This window comes from bacterium (genome assembly GCA_024226335.1).
In the GTDB taxonomy this organism is placed as follows: Bacteria; Myxococcota_A; UBA9160; order SZUA-336; family SZUA-336; genus JAAELY01.
Genome location: JAAELY010000256.1, coordinates 1 through 25,929, shown reverse-complemented (window position 1 = coordinate 25,929; position 25,929 = coordinate 1). Strand labels below are relative to the sequence as shown.

Annotated in this window: 22 protein-coding genes; 11 read left to right on the top strand and 11 right to left on the bottom strand. The window is 62.2% G+C overall.

Annotation, left to right across the window (positions count from 1 at the left end; translation table 11 throughout):
• Both GY725_13120 and GY725_13115 read right to left on the bottom strand, forming a co-directional pair.
• Window positions 1–864, bottom strand: an 864-nt coding sequence (locus GY725_13120; protein ID MCP4005129.1) for a Gfo/Idh/MocA family oxidoreductase, incomplete at its 3' end; no start/stop codon positions are given.
• Window positions 861–1,688, bottom strand: a complete 828-nt coding sequence (locus tag GY725_13115) for an NUDIX hydrolase (GenBank protein MCP4005128.1) — start codon at window positions 1,686–1,688, stop codon at window positions 861–863. The genes GY725_13115 and GY725_13120, both read right to left, overlap by 4 nt.
• Here GY725_13115 and GY725_13110 point away from each other — a divergent pair.
• Entirely contained in the window at window positions 1,680–2,783 is a 1,104-nt protein-coding gene (locus GY725_13110; GenBank protein MCP4005127.1) for a glycosyltransferase family 4 protein, read from the top strand. The two genes, GY725_13115 and GY725_13110, sit on opposite strands and share 9 nt — an antisense overlap.
• A 56-nt stretch (window positions 2,784–2,839) precedes the next feature.
• Window positions 2,840–4,357, top strand: coding sequence for a proline--tRNA ligase (locus GY725_13105; GenBank protein MCP4005126.1), 1,518 nt, complete (start codon window positions 2,840–2,842; stop codon window positions 4,355–4,357).
• Window positions 4,358–4,405: 48 nt separating this feature from the next.
• Here the strand turns inward: GY725_13105 and GY725_13100 are convergent, their stop codons facing one another.
• Window positions 4,406–5,269, bottom strand: coding sequence for an NAD(P)-dependent oxidoreductase (locus GY725_13100; GenBank protein ID MCP4005125.1), 864 nt, complete (start codon window positions 5,267–5,269; stop codon window positions 4,406–4,408).
• Window positions 5,270–5,377: 108 nt separating this feature from the next.
• Between GY725_13100 and GY725_13095 the strand changes: the two genes are divergently transcribed.
• Window positions 5,378–6,133 carry an SDR family oxidoreductase gene (locus GY725_13095; GenBank protein ID MCP4005124.1) on the top strand — a complete coding sequence of 252 codons (756 nt, stop codon included), beginning with the start codon at window positions 5,378–5,380 and terminating at the stop codon, window positions 6,131–6,133.
• A gap of 7 nt (window positions 6,134–6,140) precedes the next feature.
• On the top strand, window positions 6,141–7,616 hold the full coding sequence (locus GY725_13090) for an aldehyde dehydrogenase family protein (protein MCP4005123.1): 1,476 nt from the start codon (window positions 6,141–6,143) through the stop codon (window positions 7,614–7,616).
• 1 nt (window position 7,617) lies between these two features.
• On the opposite strand, the gene GY725_13085 is transcribed toward GY725_13090, so the two are convergent.
• Complete coding sequence (locus GY725_13085; protein ID MCP4005122.1) at window positions 7,618–8,631, bottom strand: TIGR03617 family F420-dependent LLM class oxidoreductase; 1,014 nt, start codon at window positions 8,629–8,631, stop codon at window positions 7,618–7,620.
• On the bottom strand, window positions 8,628–9,455 hold the full coding sequence (locus GY725_13080; GenBank protein ID MCP4005121.1) for a crotonase: 828 nt from the start codon (window positions 9,453–9,455) through the stop codon (window positions 8,628–8,630). Before GY725_13080 ends, GY725_13085 begins: the two co-directional genes overlap by 4 nt.
• 47 nt (window positions 9,456–9,502) lie before the next feature.
• Here GY725_13080 and GY725_13075 point away from each other — a divergent pair, with 47 nt between their 5' ends.
• Both GY725_13075 and GY725_13070 read left to right on the top strand, forming a co-directional pair.
• Entirely contained in the window at window positions 9,503–10,279 is a 777-nt protein-coding gene (locus GY725_13075; GenBank protein MCP4005120.1) for an SDR family NAD(P)-dependent oxidoreductase, read from the top strand.
• Between the two features lie 102 nt (window positions 10,280–10,381).
• Entirely contained in the window at window positions 10,382–12,976 is a 2,595-nt protein-coding gene (locus GY725_13070; GenBank protein ID MCP4005119.1) for a hypothetical protein, read from the top strand.
• 31 nt (window positions 12,977–13,007) lie between these two features.
• Here GY725_13070 and GY725_13065 read toward each other — a convergent pair whose 3' ends face one another.
• Window positions 13,008–13,157: a hypothetical protein gene (locus tag GY725_13065; protein ID MCP4005118.1), complete on the bottom strand. Its 150-nt coding sequence runs from the start codon at window positions 13,155–13,157 to the stop codon at window positions 13,008–13,010.
• 564 nt (window positions 13,158–13,721) lie between these two features.
• On the opposite strand from GY725_13065, the gene GY725_13060 reads away from it, so the two are divergent.
• Window positions 13,722–14,093, top strand: a complete 372-nt coding sequence (locus GY725_13060; protein ID MCP4005117.1) for a DUF4345 domain-containing protein — start codon at window positions 13,722–13,724, stop codon at window positions 14,091–14,093.
• Between the two features lie 32 nt (window positions 14,094–14,125).
• Here GY725_13060 and GY725_13055 read toward each other — a convergent pair whose 3' ends face one another.
• Window positions 14,126–15,322 (bottom strand): VWA domain-containing protein, encoded by a 1,197-nt coding sequence (locus tag GY725_13055; GenBank protein MCP4005116.1) that lies wholly within the window; start codon window positions 15,320–15,322, stop codon window positions 14,126–14,128.
• Window positions 15,323–15,644: 322 nt separating this feature from the next.
• On the opposite strand from GY725_13055, the gene GY725_13050 reads away from it, so the two are divergent.
• Window positions 15,645–16,334 carry a PEP-CTERM sorting domain-containing protein gene (locus GY725_13050; protein ID MCP4005115.1) on the top strand — a complete coding sequence of 230 codons (690 nt, stop codon included), beginning with the start codon at window positions 15,645–15,647 and terminating at the stop codon, window positions 16,332–16,334.
• Between the two features lie 219 nt (window positions 16,335–16,553).
• Here the strand turns inward: GY725_13050 and GY725_13045 are convergent, their stop codons facing one another.
• From GY725_13045 to GY725_13030, 4 genes are all read right to left on the bottom strand, one after another.
• On the bottom strand, window positions 16,554–17,846 hold the full coding sequence (locus GY725_13045; GenBank protein MCP4005114.1) for an Hsp70 family protein: 1,293 nt from the start codon (window positions 17,844–17,846) through the stop codon (window positions 16,554–16,556).
• 76 nt (window positions 17,847–17,922) lie between these two features.
• Complete coding sequence (locus GY725_13040; protein MCP4005113.1) at window positions 17,923–18,492, bottom strand: PEP-CTERM sorting domain-containing protein; 570 nt, start codon at window positions 18,490–18,492, stop codon at window positions 17,923–17,925.
• A 151-nt stretch (window positions 18,493–18,643) separates the two neighbouring features.
• Complete coding sequence (locus tag GY725_13035; protein ID MCP4005112.1) at window positions 18,644–19,843, bottom strand: DUF1501 domain-containing protein; 1,200 nt, start codon at window positions 19,841–19,843, stop codon at window positions 18,644–18,646.
• Between the two features lie 11 nt (window positions 19,844–19,854).
• Window positions 19,855–21,981: a DUF1800 family protein gene (locus GY725_13030; protein MCP4005111.1), complete on the bottom strand. Its 2,127-nt coding sequence runs from the start codon at window positions 21,979–21,981 to the stop codon at window positions 19,855–19,857.
• Window positions 21,982–22,382: 401 nt separating this feature from the next.
• Here GY725_13030 and GY725_13025 point away from each other — a divergent pair, with 401 nt between their 5' ends.
• The 3 genes from GY725_13025 to GY725_13015 all read left to right on the top strand — a co-directional run bounded on the left by GY725_13025 (window position 22,383) and on the right by GY725_13015 (window position 25,627).
• Window positions 22,383–23,711: an MFS transporter gene (locus GY725_13025; protein MCP4005110.1), complete on the top strand. Its 1,329-nt coding sequence runs from the start codon at window positions 22,383–22,385 to the stop codon at window positions 23,709–23,711.
• 87 nt (window positions 23,712–23,798) lie between these two features.
• Window positions 23,799–25,091 carry a HAMP domain-containing histidine kinase gene (locus GY725_13020; GenBank protein MCP4005109.1) on the top strand — a complete coding sequence of 431 codons (1,293 nt, stop codon included), beginning with the start codon at window positions 23,799–23,801 and terminating at the stop codon, window positions 25,089–25,091.
• Window positions 25,092–25,105: 14 nt separating this feature from the next.
• Window positions 25,106–25,627, top strand: coding sequence for a response regulator (locus GY725_13015; GenBank protein ID MCP4005108.1), 522 nt, complete (start codon window positions 25,106–25,108; stop codon window positions 25,625–25,627).
• Window positions 25,628–25,929: the final 302 nt, after the last annotated feature.

Sequence of the window (25,929 nt, the reverse complement as noted above, 5' to 3'; positions counted from 1 at the left end):
GGCGAGCACGCCGGTCAGGGTCGAGACGAAGTCCTCCAGGCGCGCCGTCAGCGGATCCGGGAGCGGTACGCTGCGCCCTCCGTCACGGAACTCCATTCTGTAGTCGGGCATCAGGATCGAGCGCTCGGCACGTCGGCCCTCGATTTCAATTGCGGCCGGGCGCGGTGCTCGAGCGCCCTCGATCAACTCGATCCGGCAGCGCACTCGCGACTTCTCCGTCACGTAGTCAAAGCGCAGGTCGAGCCCGGGAGAATCCACAGGGCGAGTTCTCAGCTGGACATCTTCCAACCCGGACTTTTCGCCACCCACCAGCGCCTGCAATAGGGAAAGCGCGTGTGGAAGGCAGTCGCCGATGCGTTGCAGGCCGGAAGACGCCGGGGCCAGCAGCATGCCGAAGCGTTCGGGGGTGGCCGTGCCGGGGTGAAGAGCGCGGAACGCGTCCAGCGTCCACGGCCATTGGCAGCCCTCGGCGAGCAGAAGCCCGTTCCCGCGAAATGCCTCGATCAGTTCCGCTCCGCGCCGCGCAAACTCACTCACACCCCAGACCAGGGGCTTCTCGCACAGCACGTGCAGACCGGAATCCAGCGCACTCCGCAGGAGCGGTTCGTGAGTCTCTGCCGGTGAGAGGATCGCCAGAGCATCGAGTTCTTCGCTCGCCAGAAGCTCACCTGGATCGCAGAAGCCGCGCGGCCGGATGCCCAGGGATTGCTCGAGTTCATCGACGGCCGCCTGCGCGCTGGACGGGGTGCTCGCCAGTACCGCTGGCAGCGAAACACCGAGCGCGTGTAGATCGCGCGCGACGAACGGGCCCAACCCCTGACGGACACGGCGCGCGCCGATCAAGCCGACGCGCGGTGCGCTCACGATGCCGCCGGGCGATCCGACACTGCGTCGATACCCAGCCGGACATAGCGTTCGCGCAACCCGGGTGGAAGTTCGTGTGCGAACAGGCCGAGTTGCGGGATGAAACCGAGGTGATCCGCGAGCCGCAGCAAGCCCACCTCCGTCTTCATATCGGGAATCTCCCCGAGCCGGCATGCCTCGATCGCTTCGGCCAGTTCACGGGTTCCGAGCGAGGCGCACTCTTCCATCACGCTACCGTCGCCCTCGGGTTCCCGCGCGTCAGCGACCCGAACCGGACCGGCGCAGTAGTACAACTTCTCATCGCTGGTCCCTGGGCTCGCGAAGGTCTCTCCGCCGACCACCTGAAAGTCTGATTCCGGCACCGCGCAGCCCGCTTCTTCCTGGGCCTCGACCGCGGCTCGGTGCTTCAGGCCCGACTCGCCTGGAACGTCGTCATCTTCGACCAGGCCCGCGACGGTCTCGGTGATGGCGCGGTATTCCCGCGGGTCCGGGTGCACGAATTGCTCGTGACGGCGCAGGTACACCGGAGCACGAGGACTGCTGCGCAAGACCACCTGGACGCGCTCTTGTTCATCGACCTCGTAGAGCAGCGCGACCACCGCGTCGCTTCCAGGGCGTCTGACGACGTCGCACGGATAGACTTCAGATCGGGACCCGTCTCGATAGATATTGCGGATCCGCAGGCGCGATACGCGCAGGAAGCCCTCATTGCAGCGGCTCTTCGAGGACAGGTCTTCAACGATTTCGATCTCGGCCAGCTCCATACGGCAACGGTAGCCCGCTCCGCTCGGTTTGCCGATGGCCGCTGAGCCCTTATGATCCAAGCGCCGATGCACTCCGATCCGTCCTCCAGACCGCTTCGCATCCTCTGGATCGCCTCCAAGCTCAGCTGGGAAGGCGGCATCGGACGCGTCCTTGCGGGAGCGAGCGAGGCCCTGGTGGCCCGCGGACACGAGGTTCATCTGGCGGGGCGCGCTCCGGGAGGCACGCCCGCTGCGATCCCCGGCGTGCATCTGCACCCATGGCCGAAGACGAACCTGAAAATCCGCCTGATCCCTGCTCTGCTGGCGCTGCAACGCGAATTGCGAGCAGACGTCGTCCATTTTCACGCAGCCCTCGCCCACGGCGAATTGATAGGTGCCCTCAGGCTCGCGCGTCGCGGACTCGGCTCGCCGCGCATCTTCGTCACTCCGCACACGGCGGCGCGCACCCATTATCCCAAGCTGCGCTCGCGCCTGGGAGTGCGTCTGGCCGATGCCGTGCTCACGCCTTCGAAGTGGAGTGCGCAACACGCCATCACAGCCGGTGCAAGCGTCGCGGATGCCTACGAAGTCTACGCGGGAATCGATCTACCCGAGACGACGGACTTCGAACGCCGCTCACCCCTCGTGGTCGCCCTGGGCCGCGCCAAGAGCGTCAAGGGCTTCGACACCTTGATCGAAGCCTTCGCACGCGCCGCCGCTTCGCGGCCGGAATGGCGCTTGACGATCGGCGGCGACGGGCCGGAACTCGAACCCCTGCGCGCGCGCGCCGAGACCAGCGCGGTGGCCGATCGCATCGGGCTACCCGGTCAGATCACGGGACAGAGCAAACTCGACCTGCTCGCGAGCGCCTCGATCGGTGTCGTGCCCTCGCACAAGGAGAGCTTCGGCGGCGTGCTGCTCGAATTCGAAGCTCAGGGGCTCGCCTGCATCGCAACCCCCGTCGGCGGCATGGCCGAGATCACGAACGAGGGACACGCGGCCACACGGGTGCCTCCGGGTGATGTGGATGCGCTCAGCAAAGCGCTCGAAGAACTCATGGACGATGCGGGCCTGCGCGCGCGCCGCGGCGAGCAGGCGCTGGAGTTCGCTCGTGGCCTGAGCTGGGCCGCCGCCGCCGAGCGCTACGAAGACCTGTACCGGCGCTACCTGGGCTGAGGGATCCGCACAGCGCGAGAACGTGACAAGCCGGCGCGCCTCCGTACAATCCCCGCATGGCCAAGCAACCCAAGACCGCGATCAGCCCGACCCGAGCCGAGGACTACCCCGAGTGGTACCAGCAAGTCGTCAAGGCGGCCGATCTGGCGGAGAGTTCCGACGTTCGCGGGTGCATGGTGATCAAACCCTGGGGCTACGCGATCTGGGAGAACATCCAGAAAGAGCTCGATCGTCGCTTCAAGGAAACGGGGCACGAGAACGCCTACTTCCCCTTGTTCATCCCCATGAGCTTTCTCGAAAAGGAAGCCCAGCACGTCGAGGGCTTCGCCAAGGAGTGTGCGGTCGTCACCCATCATCGGCTCGAACCGGGACCGGACGGGGGACTCGTACCCGCGGGCAGACTGGAAGAGCCGCTGATCGTTCGGCCGACGAGCGAGACGATCATCGGCGCGACCTTCGCGCGCTGGGTGCAGTCACATCGCGATCTGCCGATCCTGATCAATCAATGGGCCAACGTCGTGCGCTGGGAATTGCGCCCGCGCATGTTCCTGCGCACCGCCGAGTTCCTGTGGCAGGAAGGCCATACCGCGCACGCGACGCGAGAGGAAGCCCTCGCTGAGACCCGCCAGATGCTCGATGTGTACGGCGAGTTCGCGGAGGGGCACATGGCCATGCCGGTGATCCGCGGCGAAAAGACCGCCGCCGAACGCTTCCCCGGTGCGGAGATGACGCTGACCATCGAAGCCATGATGCAGGACCGCAAGGCCCTGCAATCGGGCACATCCCATTTCCTGGGCCAGAACTTCTCGAAGGCTCAAGGCATCAAGTTCCAGGACGAGAACGGCCAGGAAGTCTTCGCATGGACCACTTCATGGGGTGTCTCGACGCGCCTGATCGGCGGTCTGATCATGTGCCATAGCGATGACGACGGACTCGTACTTCCGCCCCGTCTGGCGCCCGCGCACGCCGTGATCATGCCGATCTATCGCAACGACGACGAGCGCGCTTCCGTCCTGCCGTACTGCGAGTCGCTCAAGGCGGAACTGCAGCAACAGCGTTTCGACGACGAACCCCTGCGCGTGCGCATCGACGACCGCGACATCCGCGGCGGGGGCAAGAACTGGGAATGGGTCAAGCGAGGGGTGCCCCTGCGCGTGCAGGTGGGACCGCGAGACCTCGAAGCCGATGCGGCCTTTGTCGCGCGACGCGATGTCGCCGGCAAGGGCGAAGGCATCCCGCGAGAGCGCTTCGTGGCCGAGGCCAGTTCCATGCTCGAAGCCATCCAGGCGGGCCTGCTGGATCGAGCTCGCAGCGAGCGCGACGCCGCATCGCAGCGCGTCGAGGATTTTGATCACTTCCGTGATTTCTTTACGCCCAGCAACTCCGACAAGCCCGAGATCCACGGAGGCTTCGCGCTTTCCCCCTTCGTCGAGAGCGCCGAGATGGAAGAAAAGCTCAAGGAGCTCAAAGTGACGGCGCGCTGCATCCCGCACGAGGGCGGCGAAGAGCCCGGTACCTGCATCTTCACGGGCCAGCCGAGCACACAGCGCGCGATCTTCGCGAAGGCCTACTGAACCCGGAAGCTCCACGCAGACACCGGGCGGACGAGGCGTGGAGCGAGACTAGCTTTCGTCCCGATCTTTCACTCCGTAGATGCGGCCGATCAGCTGCGAGATCAGAGCGCCGACCGGCAGGGAAAGCTCGGCCGAGCGCGCCAGCTTCAACGCCCAGGCCAGATCCTTCTCCGCCACCTTCGTGTATCCGCGCAACATGGCCTGCATGCCCTCACCTTCGCGGACTTCCTTCGGCGCCCTGTGCAGTCCCAGGAAGGCGCTCATCAGGGGTGTGATCTGACCGTTGGAGAGTCCGGCTTCTTCCAGGACCTCGGCCGGAAGCCCGACCGCATTGGCCAGCGAGATGGATTCGAAGGCCGCGGCCCATTGTGTGTAGGTGATCAAGTTGATGCAAAGCTTGAGCTTTGCACCGTTTCCGAGTTCACCCGCGTGGATGATCTTCTGGGCGCTGCACTCGAGCACCGGGCGGGCGCGTTCCAGTACGGTCGCGTCTCCGCCCACCAGGAAGGTCAACTGCTTCTGCGCCGCGCGGGCCGCGCCCCCGGTGACACAGGCATCCAGAACATCGACCTGGTGGGCCGAAGCCTCGCGGGCCAGTTCGAGGGCGGTTTCGGGCAGGATCGTCGAGTGAATCGCGATCACCGTACCCGGGCGGGCACCGGCGAGGACCCCGGTCTCACCGCGCAGGACCGCACGCACATGCTCATCTTCGGGCACGCAGATACCGATCACGTCGGATCGCTCGGCGACCTCTTTGGGATTGCCCGCCGCGTACGCGCCGCTGGCTGCGATCTCTCGCACAGGTTCTTCAGCGATATCGAAAACCGTGGTTTCGAAACCACCGGGAACCAGATTTGCGGCGATCGGTTTGCCCTGATTCCCCAGGCCGATGAAGCCGGCGCGAAGCGTCATCTTGCTTCCTCCAAAGTGCGGGCGAGCCTATCACGTTTACATTGCACCTGAAATGTAACTCGTATAGTGTGGCCGTCGGGCTCGATCCGAGTTTCAGGAGGCGCGGGAATGCAGTACGAGGGAATCGCGGACAAAGTCGCGATCGTCACGGGTGCAGGCGGTGGAATCGGCGAATCCTACGCGAAGGGCCTCGCGGCACAGGGTGCAAGAGTCGTGGTGGCAGAGATCCACAAGGCCAATGGCGAGCGCGTGGCCCAGGAGATCCGTGCAAGCGGTGGCGACGCGAGCTTCCTGGAAGTCGACGTCGGGTCCGAAGATTCGACCACGGCCATGGCGCAGCAAACGATCGACGCGTACGGCGGCATCGATCTGCTGGTCAACAACGCGGCGATCTTCGGCGATATGAAGATGGACTCCCTTTTGCGCGTGGACTGGGAGTACTACCAACGGTTCATGAACGTGAACCTGAACGGCGCCCTCCTCTGCACCCGCGCCTGCTTCCGCTCGATGCGCGACCGCGGCGGGGGTGCGATCGTCAACCAGTCGTCGACGGCCTCGTGGATGGGCGTGGGCTACTACGGCCTGTCCAAGCTGGGCATCAACGGGCTCACGCAGTGCCTGGCCAAGGAACTGGGACCGCGCAAGATCCGCGTCAATGCGATCGCACCCGGTCCGACCGACACGACCGCCCTGCAGAACACGGCCGGTGCCTACGCCGATCAGCTCGTGGCGCAGCTTCCGATCTCACGCCTCGGACAACCCGAAGACATGTTGCAGACCGTCCTGTTTCTGCTCTCCGACGCCGCCTCCTGGATCACCGGGCAGGTTCTGAACGTGGACGGCGGGCAGATCATGAGGCCATAGCAAGACGATGGCCCTCCCCACTCTTTCTCCCGGCACCCGCAATCTGATCGACGGCGAACTCGTCGAGGCGAGTGACGGCGCTCGCTTCGAGAACATCGATCCGGCCACCGAAGAGGTCCTGGGCAGTACCGCGGACGCCACTCGCGACGATATGCTCCGCGCCGTGTCCGCTGCGCGGCGAGCTTTCGACGAGACCGGGTGGTCGCAGGATCCTGCGCTGCGAGCGCGCTGCATTCGCCAGCTCCTCGATGCGCTGCGCGAGGAAAAGGAACAGCTGCGCGCGATCGTGGTGCGCGAAGCGGGTGCGCCGATCAGTCTGACCCCCTTCATGCAGATCGACGACCCGATCGAGATGCTGAGCTACTGGGCCGAGAAAGCGGAATCGTATCCGTACGAACAGCGCATGGACGACATCGAGTATCTGGGCCGAATTCAAGCCCGCTTGCTTCGGCGCGAACCCGCCGGCGTCGTCGGTGCGATCACACCCTGGAACGTGCCGTTCTACCTGAACATCGCGAAGCTCGGTCCGGCTCTGGCCTCCGGTTGCACGATCGTGCTGAAACCGGCACCCGACACGCCCTGGTCGGCAACCCACCTCGCCAAACTCATCTGCGAGAAGACCGATATTCCCAGGGGTGTGGCGAACATCGTCGCGTCCTCCGATCACCTGCTGGGAGAGATCCTTTCCAGCGACCCGCGCATCGACGTGGCGACTTTCACCGGCTCTACCGCAACCGGTCGACGTGTGATGGAATCCGCCTCCGCGACCGTGAAGAAGACCTTCCTCGAGCTCGGCGGAAAGTCGGCGAACGTGGTGCTCGAAGATGCACCGTTTGAGCGAGTCCTGCCCGGTGCTGCCATGACCTGTGTTCACGGCGGCCAGGGCTGCGCAATCACGACGCGCTTGCTCCTGCCCCGTTCGCGCTACGAAGAGGGGCTCGCGATCGTGAAGTCCGCCTTCGAAGCCTGGAACTACGGTGACCCCTCTGACCCCAAGAACATGCAGGGTCCGCAGATCAGTCGCGGACAACAAGAACGCGTACTGGCCTACATCGAAAAGGGCCAGCAGGAAGGCGCACGCCTTTTGACCGGCGGTGGCGTACCCAAACACCTGCCGAAAGGCTTTTTCGTGGAGCCAACCGTGTTCGCAGACGTGGATCCGGATGCGGTGATCGCACAGGAGGAGATCTTCGGCCCGGTCCTGTGCGTGATTCCCTTCGATGACGACGCCGACGCCGTGCGAATTGCGAACCGCTCGAGTTACGGACTTTCGGGCGCGATCAGCAGTGCGAGCGTGGAGCGATCCCTGGACGTGGCGCGGCAGATTCGCAGTGGGACGCTCTCGGTCAACGGAGCGCAGTGGTTCCACGTCGATACGCCGTTTGGCGGCTACAAGCAGAGCGGCGTCGGACGCGAGAACGGACTCCAAGGGTTTGAGGAGTATCTCGAAACCCAGGTGATCGCGTTCCCGAGCAAAGACTGACTCAGCCGCGCAGACCCGCCAGAACGTCATCCAGAGCTTCGGGATCAGTTTCGTTGTAGAGCACCATACTGGTGCGCGCTGCGAAAGACGCGTTGCGCAGGCGCAATTTCTCACCGGCCTCGCACGGCGTTCCGCTGACTCCGACGGTGTCGAGAATCTCGTCGGTGATCAGGCTGCCCATTTCCGACCAGCGACCTTCCTTGGACAGGCGATTGAGTTGCGGTTGCAGATCTTCCCAGCCGTGGTGTTCCAGCACGATCTTGTACGCCGGTGTCGATCCGTAGAAAGCGAGCTGCGCCCGCGCGCCGTTGCGAGCCTTTTCAATCTCTTCGTCCTTACTGCCGATCATCGTGATGACCTGACAGGAGATCTCGAAGTCCTCGCGTTTACGATCGCCGTTTGCGAAACCCGCTTCCAGCGCGGGCATCGCCACCTCACGAATGAACGATGGGGAATGTAGCGGGTGCACGATCCAGCCATCGGCGACCTCGGCCGTCGCACGGATCATGCCCTTGCCGAAAGCGGCTAGAAAGATCCTCGGCAAACCGTACGGATTCGGTCCGGGGTTGAAGAACGGCGTCATCAACGTGTGGTTGTAGAACTCGCCCTTGAAACTGAGTCGTTCGCCTGTTTCCCAGGTGTGCCAGATCGCGCGCACCGCGCTCACGTATTCGCGCATGCGCGTCGCGGGCTTCTCCGGCCAGCGCTCACTGAAGCGCCGTTCGATGTGGGGACGAATCTGGGAACCCAGACCGAGAATGAAACGGCCGTGCGATACGAGTTGCAGATCACTGGCCATCACCGCCGTCACCATCGGATTGCGCGCAAATGCGATCGCAATCGCAGTCATCAACTCGACGCGTTGCGTGGTCTGAGCGGCGAGGATCAGAGGAACGAAGGGATCGTGCTGACCTTCGAAACTCATCACACCGTCAAAACCGCGCTCCTCGAACCCGAGCGCGTCCCGACCCGACTGCGAGAGATCGCTTCCGAACATCGCCGCATCGATCTTCACTTCTTCTCCTTGTCTTGCGGCCAGTTCTCGGGCCAGTCCCGTGAAATCCTTCCCGTCCACTCGGGAGTGCGGCGTTCCAGGAAGGCCAATGGCCCTTCGCGCGCGTCGTCCATCGGCATCAGGTGTTCGTGTAGCTCGGTCTCGACTCGGCCGACTTCGGCCGCTGAGAGCTGCGAACTCTGCCAGAGCAGGCGCTTGGTGACCCCCACCGAGAGCGGCGCAGTCTGCTCCGCAAGCTCGCGCGCGACTTCAAGTGCGCGCGGAAGCACTTCATCGGCGGGCATCACGCGACTGGCGACTCCCAGTTCGTAGGCTTCGTCGCCCTGAAACTTCCGACCGGTCAAGAGCAGATCCGCCGCACGCGAAAGGCCGATGATGCGCGGCAGCGTCCAGTTGGAGTAGGCATCGGGCATCACGCCCCGGCGAACCTGCAAAACGCCGTACTTGCCCTCGCGCGCCATGAAACGCAGATCGCATTGCAATGCCAGAGTCAGACCGATTCCGACCGCATGCCCGTTCACAGCCGCGATCACCGGTTTGCGAACCTCCCAGGCCGGCGGGTCCACACCGGCCGCGCTGAACTCCACCCCTTCGGGGGCCACGAAGGTATCGGCACCAGCGGAGACATCGGCACCGGCGCAAAACGCCTTTCCCCTGCCCGTCAGGACAACCGCGCGGATCTCATCGTTCGCATCGCACTCTCGGTAGGCTCGGCCCAGGCTGCGTCCCATGGCACCGGTGAAGGCGTTCAGAGTCTCGGGTCGGTCGAGCGTGATGATCCCGATTCCCGCTTCGACCTCGAAGATGACGTCCTCGTAACTCATGGCAGAGCGAGGCTATCATGGACGGAACGGACCGCAGAGGGAGACGCATGAGCGAGCCAGTCAGAACCGCGATCGTCACCGGCGCCTCTTCAGGAATCGGCGCAGCCACGGCGATCGAACTGGGAAGACTCGGCTGGCGCGTCGCGCTGGGTGGGCGCAGGACGGAACGCCTGGACGAAACGGCCAAGCAGGTGGAATCCGCGGGGGGTAGCGCATTGCCCGCGCACCTGGACGTGACCTGCCCCGATTCAATCGATTCTTTTTGCAGCCGTGTCGAGTCGGAATTCGGCGATCTCGACGTGTTGATCAACAACGCGGGCCAGAACCGCTCGGCCTTGATCGCCGAAGCCAGCGAAGATCAGTTGCGTTCCGATGTCGAGGTCAACCTCCTGGGGGCGATCTGGATGACCCGGCGCGTTCTGGCGGGAATGATCGAACGCCGACTCGGCGACATCCTGTTCGTCGGATCCGATACCGCGACCCATCCAAGACCCTTTCAGAGCGCCTACGGCGCGGCCAAGGCCGGGCTCGAAGTTTTCGCGCGCACGCTCGAGATGGAGACCGAAGGCACGGGAGTGCGCTCGATCCTGCTGCGCGTCGGCCCCACCTCCAGTGAGTTCGGCAATCAGATGGACAAGGAACGCATGAACGAGATGCTGGAATCCTGGAAGTACTGGGGCGTGCTGCGGTCCCTGCACTGGATGCCCGCCGAGAGTGTCGCGCGCGCGATCGCACGCGCGGTCTGTATACCGGTCGACGAGTCCTACCCCACGATCATCGAGATCCAACCGGGAGGGCGCAGCAAGGAATTCCAGAGCACCTGAAGTCATTCGCCTTCCCGAGCTCATCGGGATCGTCGCCGGGGACCGGATTTCGCCTACTGGCCTGAAGGATCGAAGTCGCACAAGGAATGGAGTAGTAGAAACGTGAAAGCCATCCTCGTCTCGCACAGTCACTGGGATCGCGAGTGGTACCGGACCTTCGAAGACTTCAGAGCCCGACTCGTCGACCTCGTCGACCGCGTCATCGAACTGTGTTCAGCTGACTCCGGCTATCGCTTCCTGCTCGATGGCCAGACGGTCGTTCTAGAGGACTACCTGCAAATCCGTCCAGAGCGCTTGAGTGAATTGCGGGCGCTCTGCGCAGACGGCCGCATTGCGATCGGTCCCTGGTATGTCCAACCGGATTCCCTGCTGCCCTCGGGTGAAGCACATCTGAGGAACCTGCTCCTGGGGCGCTCCGTGGGCGAAGCGTTGGGGCCGGTTTCCCGGGCCGGATATACACCCGATTCCTTCGGCCACCCGGCGCAGTTCCCGCAACTCTTCGCCGGTTTCGGAATCGACAGCTTCATCTACTGGCGGGGCAATGGCAGCGAAATCGACGAGCTTGCTTCCGAATACGACTGGCTGGCTCCCGACGGAAGTCGAGTGATCGCCTGCCATCTGGGCATGGGCTATTTCGCGGCTGCGACGGCTCCGGGTGCAGACCTCGCGCGAAGCGGTGAGATGATCGGAGAACGCGCCCGTAAACTCGCGCAGAAATCCCACTCGGAGTGCGTGTTGCTGCTCAACGGCATCGATCACGCGACCCCGGAATCCCGCACCGAAGAACTGAGCAAGGAAATCGCGAAGTCCAGTGGCTTCGAGGTGGAGCGCGGTCTGCTCGACGACTTCGCGACGCTCGTTCGCCAGGCACCGTCGGCGCGAGCCTCGCATAGCGGCGAACTCATCGGCGGACGGGTCGCTCCGCTATTGCCCGGCGTGTGGTCCACCCGAACCTGGATCAAGCTGGCGAATCGCGGAGCGGAAGCCGCACTCGAAGGTTGGGCCGAACCGTTTGCCGCTCTGGGACGCAGGTTCGGACTGGCCGATGAACGCCCTGCCCTGCGCACCGCCTGGAAAGAAGTGTTGAAGAATCAGGCGCACGATTCGATCTGTGGCTGCTCGCGGGACGAGGTCCACGAACAGATGCGCAGCCGTTTCGATACGGCGCAAGAACTGGCAGACCAGACCGCCCTGCGCTGCATGGAACGCCTGGCCGGACTCGGCGTCGAACGCCTCGCTCCGCGCGGCGACGAGTTCGACCTGCTCGTGGCCAATCCATCGACGAGAACGCGAACCGACGTCGTGCGCTTCCCAATCGATTTTCATCCTTACATGGTTCCGGACCCCGACCCCGTCGAGGCGGTACACCCGACGGTGCTTCGGGACCTGGGCGCGATGAGCTTCACGGTCGACGGAATTCCAGCCCGTCTGGTTCCAGCCGAAACGGGCCGCATGAAATTGATCCCCGAAAGAGGCGTCTTCGATCTCGAGTTCGTCGCCCGTGACGTACCGGCCCTGGGTTTCCAGCGCGTGCGGATTCGTCGAGCCGCAGAGGGCCTCGAAACAGCAGACCTCGTCGAGGAGGTAGTGCCGGGCAGTAGCGCCGCTACAATCGAGGCGGATGACGTCCGGGTATCGCTTTGCGAGGACGGCCGCTTCGATGTTCACATCGCTGGGCGGCAATACCGCGGACTCGGCGCACTCGAGAGCACGGGCGATCGCGGAGACACCTACGATTACGACGAGGTTGCCAGCGAGACGTCGGGAATCGAACTCGAGAGCGTCCGCGCTCAGCGCCTGCGCCACCCGGGAGGAGTCCAGGAACTGCATGTGGTGAGACGAGTGCGGGTTCCAGCCCGTCTCTCCGCCTCTCGCGAAGAGCGCAGCGCGGATACGACTCTGCTGCCGATCGAGATGCACCTGCGCGTCGCACCGGGTGTGGCCCGAGTCGACCTCGATCTGCGAATCGATAACAGCGCAGAAGATCAGCGCCTGCGTGTGCTCTTTCCGCTGCGCGGGAAAGTCGAACGTTTCGACGCCGCCACCACTTTTGATGTCGCAGAGCGAGTGCCGGGTCCGTGCGATGACACCGGCTGGGTACAATCCGCACCGGCGACCTTCCCCCACCAGGGGTTCGTGCATGCGGACGGACTCAGTGTCGTGGCGCCGGGCCTTCCCGAAGCGGAACTGATCGCCGGCGACCCGAGCAGCATCGCGATCACCCTCTTGCGCTGTGTCGGTTCGCTCTCGCGGCCCGACCTGCGCAGCCGTCCCGGCCCGGCCGGTCCGGGAACCGACACACCCGGTTCGCAATGCCCGGGACTCTTTACCGCGCGGCTCTCCCTATTCGCGGATCTCGATCCCGCCGCTGCAAGAGAATCCGAACTCGGACTGCGCGCCGTTGCGTGCGGCGAAACACCGATCGTCGAAGAGGGCCAACCGCTGGTGCAGGTCGAACCTTCATCGTTACTGCTTTCGGCCCTCAAACCGGCAGAGAACGGCACCGGTCTGGTACTGCGCCTGTCCAACCCAACCGCGACCGAACAGGAAGCTCGAGTAACGCTCGGCTTTCCTTTCGAACGAGCCGAACCCTTGCGTCTCGACGAAGAACGCGGCGAACACTCGCTGAACAGAGAAGGACAGACACTGCGCTTCCCCGTACCGGCCCACGCTCTGCGCACACTGGCCATCCACTGAGACGCATGCTGATTCTTGCCAGTCCGGATCTTCAGCCCGTTGACTTCAGGTACTCCTGAATCACCGGTTCCAGGTGGTCGGGGTTGAAACCGAAAGGCCCGATGCCGGGGTTGTAGATGACCTTGCCCGCCCGATCGATGAAATAGATACGCGTGGGGCGGGACGTGTAGAGCTGGCCCACGCCCCGCGATCCGTGACGTGGGCTTCCTTGACGAAAATGACGATGAACTCGACCCTCTCGCGGTAGGTTTCGTAGAGTTGTTTGAGACGCAGGGCCCCAGCGCTGAATGGAGGTCAGGTGTAGCTGCCAAACACGAGCGCGACGGGCCGCTTGCCTCGGTAGTCGGAAAGCCGCTCGCGGGATTCTCCCTGAGGGTCCTGGAGTTCGAAGTCGGGAGCCAGATCGCCAACCTTCGGAGATTGCAGATCGCTTTTGAGCTGCCAGCTGAGTTCTTCGTTGCGATTTTCGGCGGCCGCAAGAGGCGCGAACAAGAGTAGTCCGAACCCACAGCGCAGGGTGTCGCGGACGCCGGTTCCGATGAGGAAGCAGGCCAGGCCCAAGTGTACAAACACGATCGCTCCGTGGATCAGATAGGCGACCAGAGTCCAGACCAGGCCCGTGACCTCCATCACCCATTCGTAGCTCGGGTCCACTCGGTTCCTCCTGAAGCGGCTCCTTCTCGCAGTCTGCCTCCGGAAATTCGAGTAGCATTCTGTTCCTGCGAAAAGACGAAAGGAATTCTCGATGACGACGCCCCTGAAAGTGCTGGTAGGCATCATCGCCGTACTGCTTGCGCTGCTCGGTCTACGCTGGATGTTCGACCCGAACGCGGCCGCAGAGAGTGTCGGGATGGTCTTGAATTCCCCCGACGCACTCAACACCGCCCGCGGCGATCTCGGCGGCATGTTCCTGGCGTGCGTCGCGCTCTGCATTCAGGGCATTCGCTCGGGAGAAGGTCGCTGGTTACTGGCGGTCGCAACGCTGGTGGGTTTCGTGGCCGCTGGGCGCGTAATCGGTCTGGCGATGGACGGATCGAGTTCCGCTGCGCTCACCTCGATTCCGATCGAACTGGGCATGGTTGCGGTACTCGTGATCGCCGCGCGACAGACGCGTTAGCCCGAACCACACCCGGACCCCCGGATCCAGCTTCATTGCGGTTCGCCGGGCTCGACCTCGATCTGAAGGGAGCGCTGCAGGATCTCGCGGCGCTTGCGTCGCACTCGCTCGACCAGTTCCGTCTCGATCGTGCGAATCTCGAGTGTCTTGAGCATTTTCCGCGCTTCAGGACCGACGGTATCGGTCTTCGCAAACTCCACGGCGCGGTCGAACACGCTCTGTGTACCGGCGCGGGTCGTCACGGTGATGCGCAGATGATTCAATCCCTCGCGCAGGGGAGCAAAACCGTCGAAACTCCCGTCGGGAAACAGGCGAACGGCGCGGGCAGATTCGCTGGTCGAGAGATTGTCGATCTTCAGCTCCTCGATCTCGGTCAAGCTCAGATGCGGAACCAGATAGATGACCTCGCCCGGCTGCTGGACGAGCGTCAACTCGCCGCCGCTCGCCTGGGTCATCTGCTGAAAGAGGTCTCGTCGTCTGGCGGCTTCGGGCCCGAGAGCAAACGCGTGAATTGCAACTTTCGCCGAAGCTGCGCGCCGCGCTGCGTGAACAGCGGCCTTCTCTGCAGCTGAACGCGGATAAGGCGCCGTAGGCACTCCATCGGAGAGCAGAACGATCGAGCGCGTGCGCTGAATGCGAGGCTCAACCGCGGCCGCTTCGAGTTCATCGATCGCATGCATCAACGCGCCGTAGAAATAGGTTCCATCGTCATTAGGCGCATTGGCGAGTCCGTCGAGCGCCGCATGCAACTTCGCTCGACTGCTTCCGAGCGGGGCGCGAAGTCTCGAGGTTCCGCCAAACGTCACGATCCCCATGCGAGTCGTTCCCGTATCGAGCCGATCGATCAGACCGCGCGCAGCTGCGAGTTGAGCGGCGATGATCGTATCGCCGAAGTCGGTAGTCCAAAGGACGGGGTGGATGCGGTTTCTGGTGTTCTGCCCGACGCGCCCGTTCTCATTGATGTCGACCCCAGAAGCCGCGAAGGTGCTCACGGAGCGATCGATCAGGAGCACGACGTCGTGGTGTCCCGGAAGCCCGACACCGGCGCGGCCAGAAACCTCGATCAGTGGAACCGGAGCTTCGATCCGAACGCGCTCAGCCGGCGCCTCGAATTCGAGCCAGACCCCACCCGCGGCCTGGACCGGTGAAGGCCAGAGTTGCACGCCGATTCCCGCCGCCAGGACAGAGCAGATGGCGATAAAGGGGAATGAAGAAAATGCAGGTCGCACCTCGCGAGGATCGCACAGCGGAGACTTGCGTGTTCACGATGCTCTGGGGCGACTTTTTTTGGCGCGAAAGTGCGTCCCCGAGAACCGGCAATTCCATCTCGAAGTTATTGGAATAATTGACATTGCTCCAGATTGGCCAGAATAGAGGGCAAGCTTTCTTCGGACAGAGCATTACTCCTATGGAAATCCTTGCCGAAACTGTCCATACTCGGCTGATGTAGGAATTCCCAAACCCCGGGAAATGCTACGTGATATTGCCGATCAGGCATGGTGCGGATCAGGCAGGCTATCAGGCAGGGGTGTTGAAATCTTGAGGGGACGAGTGATGGTACGACAGGGCTGGTTGTTACTGATTGCGGCTTGTTTGATCGGTTGGGCGACTCCGTCCGCCGCCTTGGATCTGAACCTTTCGCCGGCGAATCAAGGCGGTTATGGGGACCAGGGTCTTTACCTGGGCAACTCCAACTGGGGTGGGCAGACCAGCCAGTACCACAATTTCAATTGGATCAATGCCGGATTGAGTATCGGTGCCGATGGAAATGCGACGATCCGCGCCGAAATGCTCCGGAGCTACGACGTCAACACGTACAGCAATCCGAAGACGTGGATTGCAGACATCACGCTTAACGACATCGTGTTCAAGGGCGCGGCCAATGACATCAACGACCTGGCGGGAAGTATGCCGGATGGCTCGGGAGTCGAGTGGGAGTCCATGACTCTGGTCCTCACCCCTCCTTCTGATCTTCAGTACACCACGAACGTCCCGCAGACGGGCTGGATCGGTCTGGCAATGCCGAACATGGGTCACGAAAACGTGGCCGAAGCCCTCTTCGAGGACGGCATCCTCAAGGTCGATTTCTGGGTCCAGAACCCGACCTCGACGAACCGCCACTACAAGGTCGGCGACTCGAAGTCGCATGCGGATCCGGTCCCGGAGCCCTCGTCGATCGCCGCTTTTGCGCTCGGATCGATGATCGTGCTGTTCTTCATCGCAAGACCACGCGAAGAGTAACTCCGCAAGGAGTCGGAACTTCAAGCCCCCGCAGGCAAGCGCCTGCGGGGGCTTTTTCTTTGCCGTGGGGAAAGCATCGTTCGGGTCTCAACCGGCTGCAGCGGAAGGCCCACTGAATCCCCTCACGCGACACCGCAGAAGACGCCAGGATGCAACACAATGCCCTGCGCCCCCAAAGGGAGGCTTGGGCAAGAGCCGCCCGCGGAGTGCCCGTACGGCTTAGCCCGAACGCTTCAACTCGAGCGAGCGCAGCGCGAGACCACTGGCGACTGAAGTCAACTCCGCCCCAGAGCGGATTCGTTCGACTCCAAAGCGATGCACAAAGAGCGCGCGCACCAGGGGGACGAGCGACGTTCCACCGGTGAGAAACACTCGATCAACCTCATCAGCGGGCGTCGACGTCTTCTCGAGCAAGCGATCGATGCAGGTTTCAATAGCCTCGACCTCTGGTGCGATCCAGGCCTCGAAGCCCTCTCGTGATACTCGCTCTTCGATCTGGACGGGGCCGTCGAGGAAACGAAACGCCGCCTCCTCTTCCTCTGATAAATCGAGTTTCGCAGTCTCGACCGCGCGATGCAGTTCAAAGCCCAGGTCGTTCTGCACAAGATGCAATAGAGCTTCGAAGCGCTCGGGTTCGAACGCCTCCCGCGTCATATCGTAGAGGAGCTGGAGTGAGCGGGGTGACTTCAGGAAGCTCAGATGGTGCCAGCGCTGCAGATGGGTGTAGATCCAGGTTGGAACCGGAAGTTCCTTTCCGAATACCGAGCGATAGCGTCCGCCCATGCCCAGAACGGGCGACACCACACTGCGAACGATGCGACCGTCAAAAGCGTCCCCTGCCAGGCCCACACCCTCAGTTCCCAGGATGCTGTCACGAGCATCCCGGGATCGGCCCGGCCCGACTCGCAGCAGCGAAAAGTCGCTGGTTCCGCCTCCGAAGTCCCCAATCAGAATCAGCTCGTCGCGATCGAGGGAACTCTCGTAATGGTAGGCGGCAGCTACGGGCTCGTACTCGAAGATGACTTCGGGAAAACCGGCGTTGTGGAAACTGGCGCGCAGACGCGCGAGAGCAAATTCTTCGGCTTCAAGATCATTCGCGCCCACGAATCTCACAGGCCGTCCCACGACGACCGGAGCTTCCAGAGGTCCAAACTGCGCTTCGGATTCTTCGCGCACGCTCCGCAGGATCACTGCAATCAGTGCTTCGAGACGATAGGTGCGTCCCAACACACTCGTCTCGGTAAAGTCACGGCGAGCAAGAAAGGACTTGAGCGATTGCATCAAACGCCCGGGTTCGTCGGCGCTCAGATAGTGATCGATCGCTCGTTGCCCGGCGACCTCCGCGATCTCCCGTCCGCCATCGGGCCGTTTGAAATACAGCACGGAGCGGAAGGTGGGACTGACCGTGCCATCCGCTCGCGCGAACTCGGCAAGTTCCGGGTTCCCCTCCGGCTCGACAATGGCGAGAGCACTATTGGTCGTGCCGAAGTCTACCCCGACTCCCCGCTCCATCGGTGCACCTCAGAAATTCAGGCGCCGGAAGATGGACCGGTGGGATGGACTTCGCAAGTGCGCGGGGCGCGGGGCCTCAGCGGCGGCGCGCGACGTACAGACCGAAGAAGCCGAGTCCGAGCAATAGCCCGGTGCTTGGCTCCGGCGTCACCGTAACCGTGGCGAGCGGAGTCGAGAACGCATCGATCGAAATATCGTAGATCTCGAGTCCCGGATTGAAGCGCTCGCCCTGGAGAATCACGGGTGTGAAAGAGATTTCGAACAAACCCGGCGCGAGCCCCGTGATCGAAAACGAAGCCAGGGCGCGCACACCCCCGGCAGGGTTCGAGGTCAGGGAGACGGTGGCGATACTGGAGGTGATCCCGGACGCACCCGTCCAGCCTGCCCCGATTGCAACGCCGGCGCTGACCACCGTATCGAGTCCCAGAAGCGTGAAATCGCCCTGGAAAATGGAGGCCTGATCGGATCCGAGATCGATCGAAATCTCGACATCGGCCGTCTCGCTCACCGCGATGATCTGCGAGGGCGCAGATACTCCGATTGTCCCTGCAGTCGCCGTCATAGGCAGACAGAGCGCCAACCCACAAGCGGCGGTCCAGACCAATGCGTTTCCCGAACGCTGTATCCAGCTTGCAAACATCGCCATCTCTCTCCAGCAATTGCCGCTCTCAAGCGACCTATTCGGCAGCGACAACTCAGGCGTAGGCAAGAGTCTCAACTTGGATAGTACCCGTCAGCCTCTCCTGGTGTCGAGTTGCACATAAGTTGCGCATAGCTTCGTTCTCGCTCAGAAACGACTAGCTGAACAGACCCGGATAGTTCGCCGAATTTACGGCGAATCCCGGCAGAATCGACGACGGGTCGAGTACGCCCAGGTGGTTCTCCAGAATCTCCGCGTAGACGTCTCGGAAATCGGTCGTCACTGCGAGATCGCGCCCTTCGTACAGATCCGCCGAAGACAGCCCAGGCCACTGTCCGTCCTTGAGCAGAACGCGGCCGCGCGAGTGCGTGGTACCCAGAGCGAACATGATGCTGCCGTGGCCGTGATCGCAGCCAAGGCTGCCGTTTTGGGCGAGCATGCGACCGAACTCCGTCTGCGCCAGCACCAGAGTCCGATCCATATGCGATCCGAGGTCCTCGTAGAACGCGGCCAGACTCTCTCCAAGGTCCGTGGCCAGATCGTGCAGTCGGGCGACTTCTCCGGAATGCACATCCCAGCCGCCAACGTCCACCGATACGACGCGCACGCCGACATCTGCACGAATCAATGCAGCGGCGTCCTTGAGGTTCTTTCCAAGTCCAGATGCGGGATAGACAACCGAAGTATCTGTCGTGACGGATGCGAAGAGTTCAGTCGCAGCGAGTGAATCGACGACGGCGTCTCCGAGCAGACTACCCGTGAGCGGTTGATAGAGGGACTGAAGTGCCTGACGGCGTTCACTCGAGTACGGATCGAGCAGGTTGAACGTTCCCAGAGATGGAAACGCGAGGCTTCTCGCGGGACCCGAGAGTGAAACGCTGCTCGAGTGCCCCAGCGTGATCCCGGCAGAAGCAACTCCGCCACCGATCTGTTCCAAATACCGATTGAGCCAGCCCTGAGTCACGGACTTGTCTCCCGGTACGGCCGTCTCCATGTAGTCCATGGCGTCGAAATGGGAGCGGGTGCCGATGGGGTTTCCGACCGCGTGGATGATGTCGAGCTTTCCCGCCTGGAACAAGGGAAGTAGCGGTCCAAGGTCTGGATTGAGTCCGAAAAAGCCATCGAGATCGAGTTCGTTCCCCGACGGGATCGCGATGTCCGGGCGGTTCGCGTAGTACTCGCCATCGCCGTAGGGCACGGCCATGTTCACCCCGTCGGCCGCGCCACGTAGAAAGACCACGACGAGTACCGGATCTGTTGCCATCGCCCTCGAGGTTCCCGGATGCAGTGTCGGGACCAGGAAGGCCGCGGCTCCGAGCGCCGAGTTGGTCAGGAATCTTCTTCGTGTGACGGGCATCTCGATGGACCTCAATGAAGCAAGAACTCGGGACTCGAGAACAAGAACGCAGCAGCCTGCTGGACCCGCTTGATTTGAGCCTGGGGCCCCATCGCTTCGAGCAGCGCGATCGCACCAGCACGAGTCTCTACAGATACGCCGAGTGGGAAGTACTTGCCGATCAACTCGTCGACGATGTCTTCGAACGCTGTTGCCGACACGTCGAACTCTGGATTCCAGCCATCGAGTCCGTGCACGGCGCGCTCAAAGTGCTTCTGGCCCGACATCAGGCCTCCCGGTCCCGCCCAAAAGGCCGATTCATCGGGGTAGCCCGTCGGAGGGTGAACTCCGTAGAGTTGCTCTCCCATTTCAAGGAGTGTCGTGGGCATCTTCGTCAGTAGGGGTTCGGCATCGGCCTGGAGGCTCCTCATCAAGCTCGCCATGAGTACGTGTGGGCGCTTGACCTTGACCTGTCGTGTATTCGAATCGGCCAGGAATTCGGGTGAGTAGAGGATCGTGCGCATGACTTCGCGAAGATCGCCATCGTTGATCAGATACTGGATCGCCGCCCTGATCACGAGTCCCTCTTGAGGTTCTTCGCTTACGAACCGCCGGATCAGTTTCCGACTGATGAAAACCGCAGTCGCGCCCTGCTTTGTCAGGTATTCGATCGCATCCAATCCATCCTGCAGTCCACCGCCCGGTGCGATCTGCAGTCCCATCACCTCTTTCGCTTCGTCGTCGTGAGCTTCGCTGCGATACCAGAATCCACCCGGCAGGTTCGGATCAATCTGCCAACCCGTCAGTACACGCGCCAACTCGATAATGTCTTGTTGATCATAGCCACCATCAACACCGACGGTATGCAGTTCCATCAGCTCTCGTCCGTAGTTCTCATTGATCGAACGTCCCGTGCCGGTGCCGACAAAGCCTTCTCTTACGTTCAGCTTGTTGTCTAGATAGTCCAGCATCGCTGGCGCCTGGGCCGTAGCCAGCACGAAATCACCAAAACGTCCGAGAATGTTAGGGCGGATCGTGTCTCGCTCGTAGGGAATGGTGTCCCAACGCCGCTGATTGAACGGGCCAAACACATTGAAGTGGTTGAACCAGAAATCCGTAAGCACGGCCTCCAGTTGACGGTGACTCACCGCCGCGCGCAAGACCTTGGCCTGGGCCAACTCGACCATCGGCAATCCTTTGCCTACCTGCCGCCATCCTACACCTTGAATGAATACCCTCATCGGTTGAGGGTAGTTCTGGCGCAATTCGAGAAAACTCATCTCCAGGCTGTCGAAGCGCTCGGCCATGATCGCCTGGAAGTCGCCGTCCTCAATCGTCTCGGGATGGAGTTGTTCTTCGATGAACCCGCACGGACCAAGCTCCGCCATGCGGGCCTGGGTCCATTCATCTGGTCCGTACGCAATACGCTGCAGGATGTGCAGTTCACCCTCGGGTGAAATTCCGTCGAAGCAAGGGCAACCCGCGCGATCGATCTGGCCGTCGCAATCTCTATCGCGCCCGTCGCAGATCTCGCCTTGCGGTTGATGGCTGGCTTCACAGACGGAAGGGCCGAAAGGTCCGTCTGGGCAGGTCATCGTGCCAGACGCGCACATTCCCAGAGACCCGGTGTCGCAGCCGAGATCCACCGTGCAACTGATGCCAGGACGCTGTCCGCAGGTCAGATCCGATTTCTGGATCACGCCAGCAACCATCAACTGCACGATTCGCGCGTCAGTCGTGTCGCAGGATTCGTCTCCGTTCACATCGCATAGATCCGCGCAAGGCACGAGATCGACGCTGCACAACTGGATCAGGCGAGCATCTGTCGTATCGACGATTCCATCTCCGTTCGAATCACCACACTCGCAGGCGTCTCCGATCCCGTCCGAATCTGCATCCTGTTGGTCGTTTGGCGTCGATGGGCAGTTGTCGTCGGCATCGTCAAAGCCATCCGAATCGGCGTCGTTGATCGAGAGCGCAACAAGTCGCACAGCCGTCGCGGAACCCCCGTCATCAGAAGAGGTCGCACTCACAACGGGAGCTGTTTCGGAAGACTCCTCCGAGGGGAGCCCACACGCCATCAGACCCAGACTGACCAGCGAAAGAACAAGAATTCTCGCAGCTGAACTCGGCCCACCCACCAGCTCGAACTTCTTCATTTCCTGCATAACCTTCAACACCAGATGTAGGCGGCTGCCGAACCTCAGGGTTCCGTCCCCAGTTTCTGGCGAGCCCGCAAGGGCGCAAATACAGACGCAAGAATTGCAGCCTGCCTGCACGAACGTGATGCTGTCAAGGCCCGACTCCATTCTAGAAGTCTTGGCCTCGGCCCATGAAGGCCCACCGATCAGTTCTTGATGATCATGCGCTCAGGTATTGACGCTCTCTCGGGGACCGCCACGGCGCAATACAGAACTGCATCTTCCTTGAAACAGGTTTGGAAACGCAATTCTCCGGCACGAGTTGCGTTCCAGGACACGCAGCAGATTGCGAGCAGATTGCTACCCTCCCTACCCGCTCAGGCGATTTCGCCAGGCGGCTCACCTGGTGGCAGGAATTCGTGCAGTTCGGTTTTCTCAGACGTCCCCGCATTTCGGGAACTGCCCTGCGTGGCTACCGCCTGGAGCGTGTCGCGGAGTTCAGCTTCCCGATTGCCACGGGTTTGCTCCAGGGCGGCTTCGTCGGCGTCATCGCCGACAAGATCTTTCTGGTGCACCCAGCCACGCTCGCGCTGATCACGGCAGCTCCCATGTTCGGCAATCTTTCGAGTTTTGCCTGGGCGCGGCTCGCCCAGGGCAGAAGAAAGGTTCCACTGGTCGTGCTCTTGCAGGTCTTCTTCGTCCTGCTCACCGGCGCGATCGCACTGATCCCCGGCGGGGCCAGTGGCGCGTGGATGCTCGTGTGCGCGCTCGTCGCAGCTCACCTGATTCTGGGTGGCATCGTGACGGTTCGGAGCCTGGTCTGGACCCTGAACTATCCACGAGACACGCGCAGTCGCGTGACCGCGCGGCTCGCGTTGATCACTACACTCACGATCGCTCTGACGGTTCTTCTGGGTAGTTGGCTGCTGGACCGCAATCCCGAAGCCTTCCGATGGATCTTTGCCGCCGGTGCGGGGCTGGGAGCCATCGGCGTGTTCGCCTTCGCGCGTGTTCCAGTCGTCGGTGAAGCGGAGCAACTCGAACTCGAGCGCGGTGCGCGGAACGTGGAGACGGCCGGCGACACATTCACGAAACGCCGTTCGGATACTGTACTGGGTGTACTGCGAAACGATCCGTTGTACGCGCGCTACCTCACCTGGCAGTTCGTCCTCGGCGTGTCGAATATGATGGTCGAACCCGCTCTCGTGTACCTGGTATCGAACCAGCTTCAGGCCAGTTACCTGACCAGCGTGGCGATCACCGTGGCTATTCCAATGGGCCTTGCCGTTCTGACCGTGCCGTTGTGGGCTCCGTACCTGGATCGCGTTCACATCGCCGAGTTTCGGGCCCGCCATAGCTGGTTTTTTGCCGCATCACAGGCACTGATCTTCCTGGGTGCACTCCATGGCTCGCTCTTGATTCTCGTGCTGGCGCGCGTCGTCATCGGTCTTGCGCGTGGCGGCGGCATGCTGGCCTGGCAGCTGGGGCACAACGATTTTGCCGACTCGGAACGAGTCGGGCTGTACATGGGCATCCACGTATCGTTGACCGGACTGCGCGGGCTGATCGCGCCTTTCGCCGGCATGCTGCTCTATGTCGGCTGGAACGGTGTCGAACTTCCGATCGTGGGCGTCGTGCCCGCGTTCGCGGGCCTGGGCGCCTATCTCATGCTGATCAGCTGCGCACTGAGCATGATCGCGAGCATCGGCTTCTATTTCCTGCATCAGCGCATCTCCCGAGGTCCATAGCTTCTCTACGAGGCCCAGCGATCAATTCCCCTCCTGAGCGCCACGGGGATTCGCCAAGACCTGAGTCCGCCCGTTACAGTGGTCCCTATGTGGCAAGAACTCCTTTCATTATTCGAGCCGCCGCTGTCCCGGCTCGAGGAGAGCGAAGCCGCCAAGCTGGCCTGGCTCGTGCGGCTGCGCTGGATCGCGCTCTGTGCCCAGGCGCTTTCGATCTTTCCCGCCCTGCACTTCCAGCTTCTGGAACCCCGGATATTGCCCGGATTCACCGGGGTGATTGCGGCGCTGGTCATCGTCAATGCACTGACCTGGGGCGCTCTGCGGCGCGGAGCGGAAATCGAACAACACCACGTCCTGATCCAGTTGACCGCAGACGTGATGGCTCTCGGCGCTCTTCTCGCGATGACGGGCGGTGCCTGGAACCCACTCGTAACGCTTCTGTTTTTCCACGCGGCGCTGGGCGCTTTCCTGCTGGAAGGTCGCATCAGCCTGGTATTTTTCTGGATCTTGATTGCCTGCCTTACTTCCGTGCAGATGGCCCCGTATATCCCACCCGGGCTAGCCCAGTCGCGAATCGCTCCGGAAATCCTCTTTCCTGCGCAGACCCTCGTGGCTTTGATGTTCTGGCTGCTCACGTCGTGGCTGTCGCGTACTCTGACGACGATGCAATCGTACTTCGCGGAACTGCGCGATACGCGTCGGCGAATTGATCGCCTGCGCGCCGTCGGAGCACTTGCTGCGGGTTTGTCTCACGAATTTGCAACCCCGCTGAATACCGCGATGCTCAAACTGGGACGCCTGCGGCGAAAGCACGGCCTCTGGGATCATCCCGATCTCGACCAGGCGATCGAATCCCTGGAGCGTTGCGAAGACGTATTGCGACATATGGCCGGCTCACAACTGCGTCCCGAGGGGCTCGAACTCGAAGTGCTCGATGTTGCCAACCTCGTCGATCAGGTCTGTGCTGCAGCGGCCAGTGATGACCCAGACGCGCCCTTGCGCCTCTTGCGCGAAGGTCGTGGCTCAACGACAGTGCGCGTCCCTTCGATTGCGCTCAGCCAGGCTTTGTTGAATCTCGTCGACAATGCGCGCGAATCCGGAGCTCCCGATCGCGCAGTTGACGTGGTCGTACGAACGAGCCGCGGCCAGGTTTCCGTCGAGATCTGCGATCGCGGTCCGGGCTGGCCCGAAGTCGTTCGCGCACATCTCGGAGAACCCTTCGTAACGACGAAGGCCGAAGGTGTCGGTCTTGGCCTATACTACGCCTACACCCTCGCAGCCGCAGTCGGAGGAGATCTGCGCCTGGATGATCGGGTGGGCGGCGGTGCGATTGCGCGACTCGTACTGCCGCTCTCGTCACCAGGGATGGAGGTTCTGGCTTGAGCGAATCCAAGGCCATGCTGATCCTCGAAGACGATGAACGCTTCGCAGAAACCCTGGCTACCGAGTACCGGGATCGAGGCTATCGCGTTGACTGCGCGAATGGCCTCGCAAGCCTGCGCGCCCTGCCCGAGTTTCCCTACGACTACGCGATCGTCGACCTGCGATTACGCAGCGACAGCGGACTCAATGCAATCCCCATCATCAAAGAGTTCTCTCCAAAAGCCCGCATTCTGATACTGACGGGATACGGAAGCATCGCAACAGCAGTGCGCGCAACCAAACTAGGAGCTTTCAACTATCTGACCAAGCCCGTAGACGTGGACGACATCGAACGCGCGTTTTCAAGCGACGGACACCGCCCCAGCGATGCGCGGGACACAGAAGACGAAACCGGCTTGAGCCTTGCCCGTCACGAGCGCGAGTACATCGAGTACGTCCTCGCCGAATGCGATGGCAATATCAGTCGTGCGGCGCGTCGTTTGGGACTTCATCGTCAGAGTCTTCAGAGAAAGCTACGAAAATACACGCCAAGATGAGGGGTTGTGGTCCGAAGAATGTACCTGGCACGGGGTGTGCGTAGTGACCGGGAATGCGCGAACTCCCGACTTGTCGCAAGCCGCCCTTCTGCCCCAATCCAGAATGTGATTACCACCGAACTTCGCAGGGTTGGAAGTTCATCAAGAAAGGCTTCTTCACTCGGGATGTGAACGCGAGGAAGATTCCGCGGTACATCCGTAAACGCAGCAACCGCTCCTTCGGCTCACCAGCCTACAGTCTCACTTACTGGCTCAAACGGCCCGACCTGCTCTCGCAGCTCTTCCACCGCGTGCTCGGTTGC

Coding starts and splice junctions, on each gene's coding strand:
- GY725_13110 (MCP4005127.1), top strand. CDS start 1,680: ATGATCCAAGCGCCGATGCACTCCGATCCGTCCTCCAGACCGCTTCGC.
- GY725_13105 (MCP4005126.1), top strand. CDS start 2,840: ATGGCCAAGCAACCCAAGACCGCGATCAGCCCGACCCGAGCCGAGGAC.
- GY725_13100 (MCP4005125.1), bottom strand. CDS start 5,269: ATGACGCTTCGCGCCGGCTTCATCGGCCTGGGGAATCAGGGCAAACCG.
- GY725_13095 (MCP4005124.1), top strand. CDS start 5,378: ATGCAGTACGAGGGAATCGCGGACAAAGTCGCGATCGTCACGGGTGCA.
- GY725_13090 (MCP4005123.1), top strand. CDS start 6,141: ATGGCCCTCCCCACTCTTTCTCCCGGCACCCGCAATCTGATCGACGGC.
- GY725_13080 (MCP4005121.1), bottom strand. CDS start 9,455: ATGAGTTACGAGGACGTCATCTTCGAGGTCGAAGCGGGAATCGGGATC.
- GY725_13075 (MCP4005120.1), top strand. CDS start 9,503: ATGAGCGAGCCAGTCAGAACCGCGATCGTCACCGGCGCCTCTTCAGGA.
- GY725_13060 (MCP4005117.1), top strand. CDS start 13,722: ATGACGACGCCCCTGAAAGTGCTGGTAGGCATCATCGCCGTACTGCTT.
- GY725_13045 (MCP4005114.1), bottom strand. CDS start 17,846: ATGGAGCGGGGAGTCGGGGTAGACTTCGGCACGACCAATAGTGCTCTC.
- GY725_13040 (MCP4005113.1), bottom strand. CDS start 18,492: ATGGCGATGTTTGCAAGCTGGATACAGCGTTCGGGAAACGCATTGGTC.
- GY725_13035 (MCP4005112.1), bottom strand. CDS start 19,843: ATGCCCGTCACACGAAGAAGATTCCTGACCAACTCGGCGCTCGGAGCC.
- GY725_13030 (MCP4005111.1), bottom strand. CDS start 21,981: ATGAAGAAGTTCGAGCTGGTGGGTGGGCCGAGTTCAGCTGCGAGAATT.
- GY725_13020 (MCP4005109.1), top strand. CDS start 23,799: ATGTGGCAAGAACTCCTTTCATTATTCGAGCCGCCGCTGTCCCGGCTC.
- GY725_13015 (MCP4005108.1), top strand. CDS start 25,106: ATGCTGATCCTCGAAGACGATGAACGCTTCGCAGAAACCCTGGCTACC.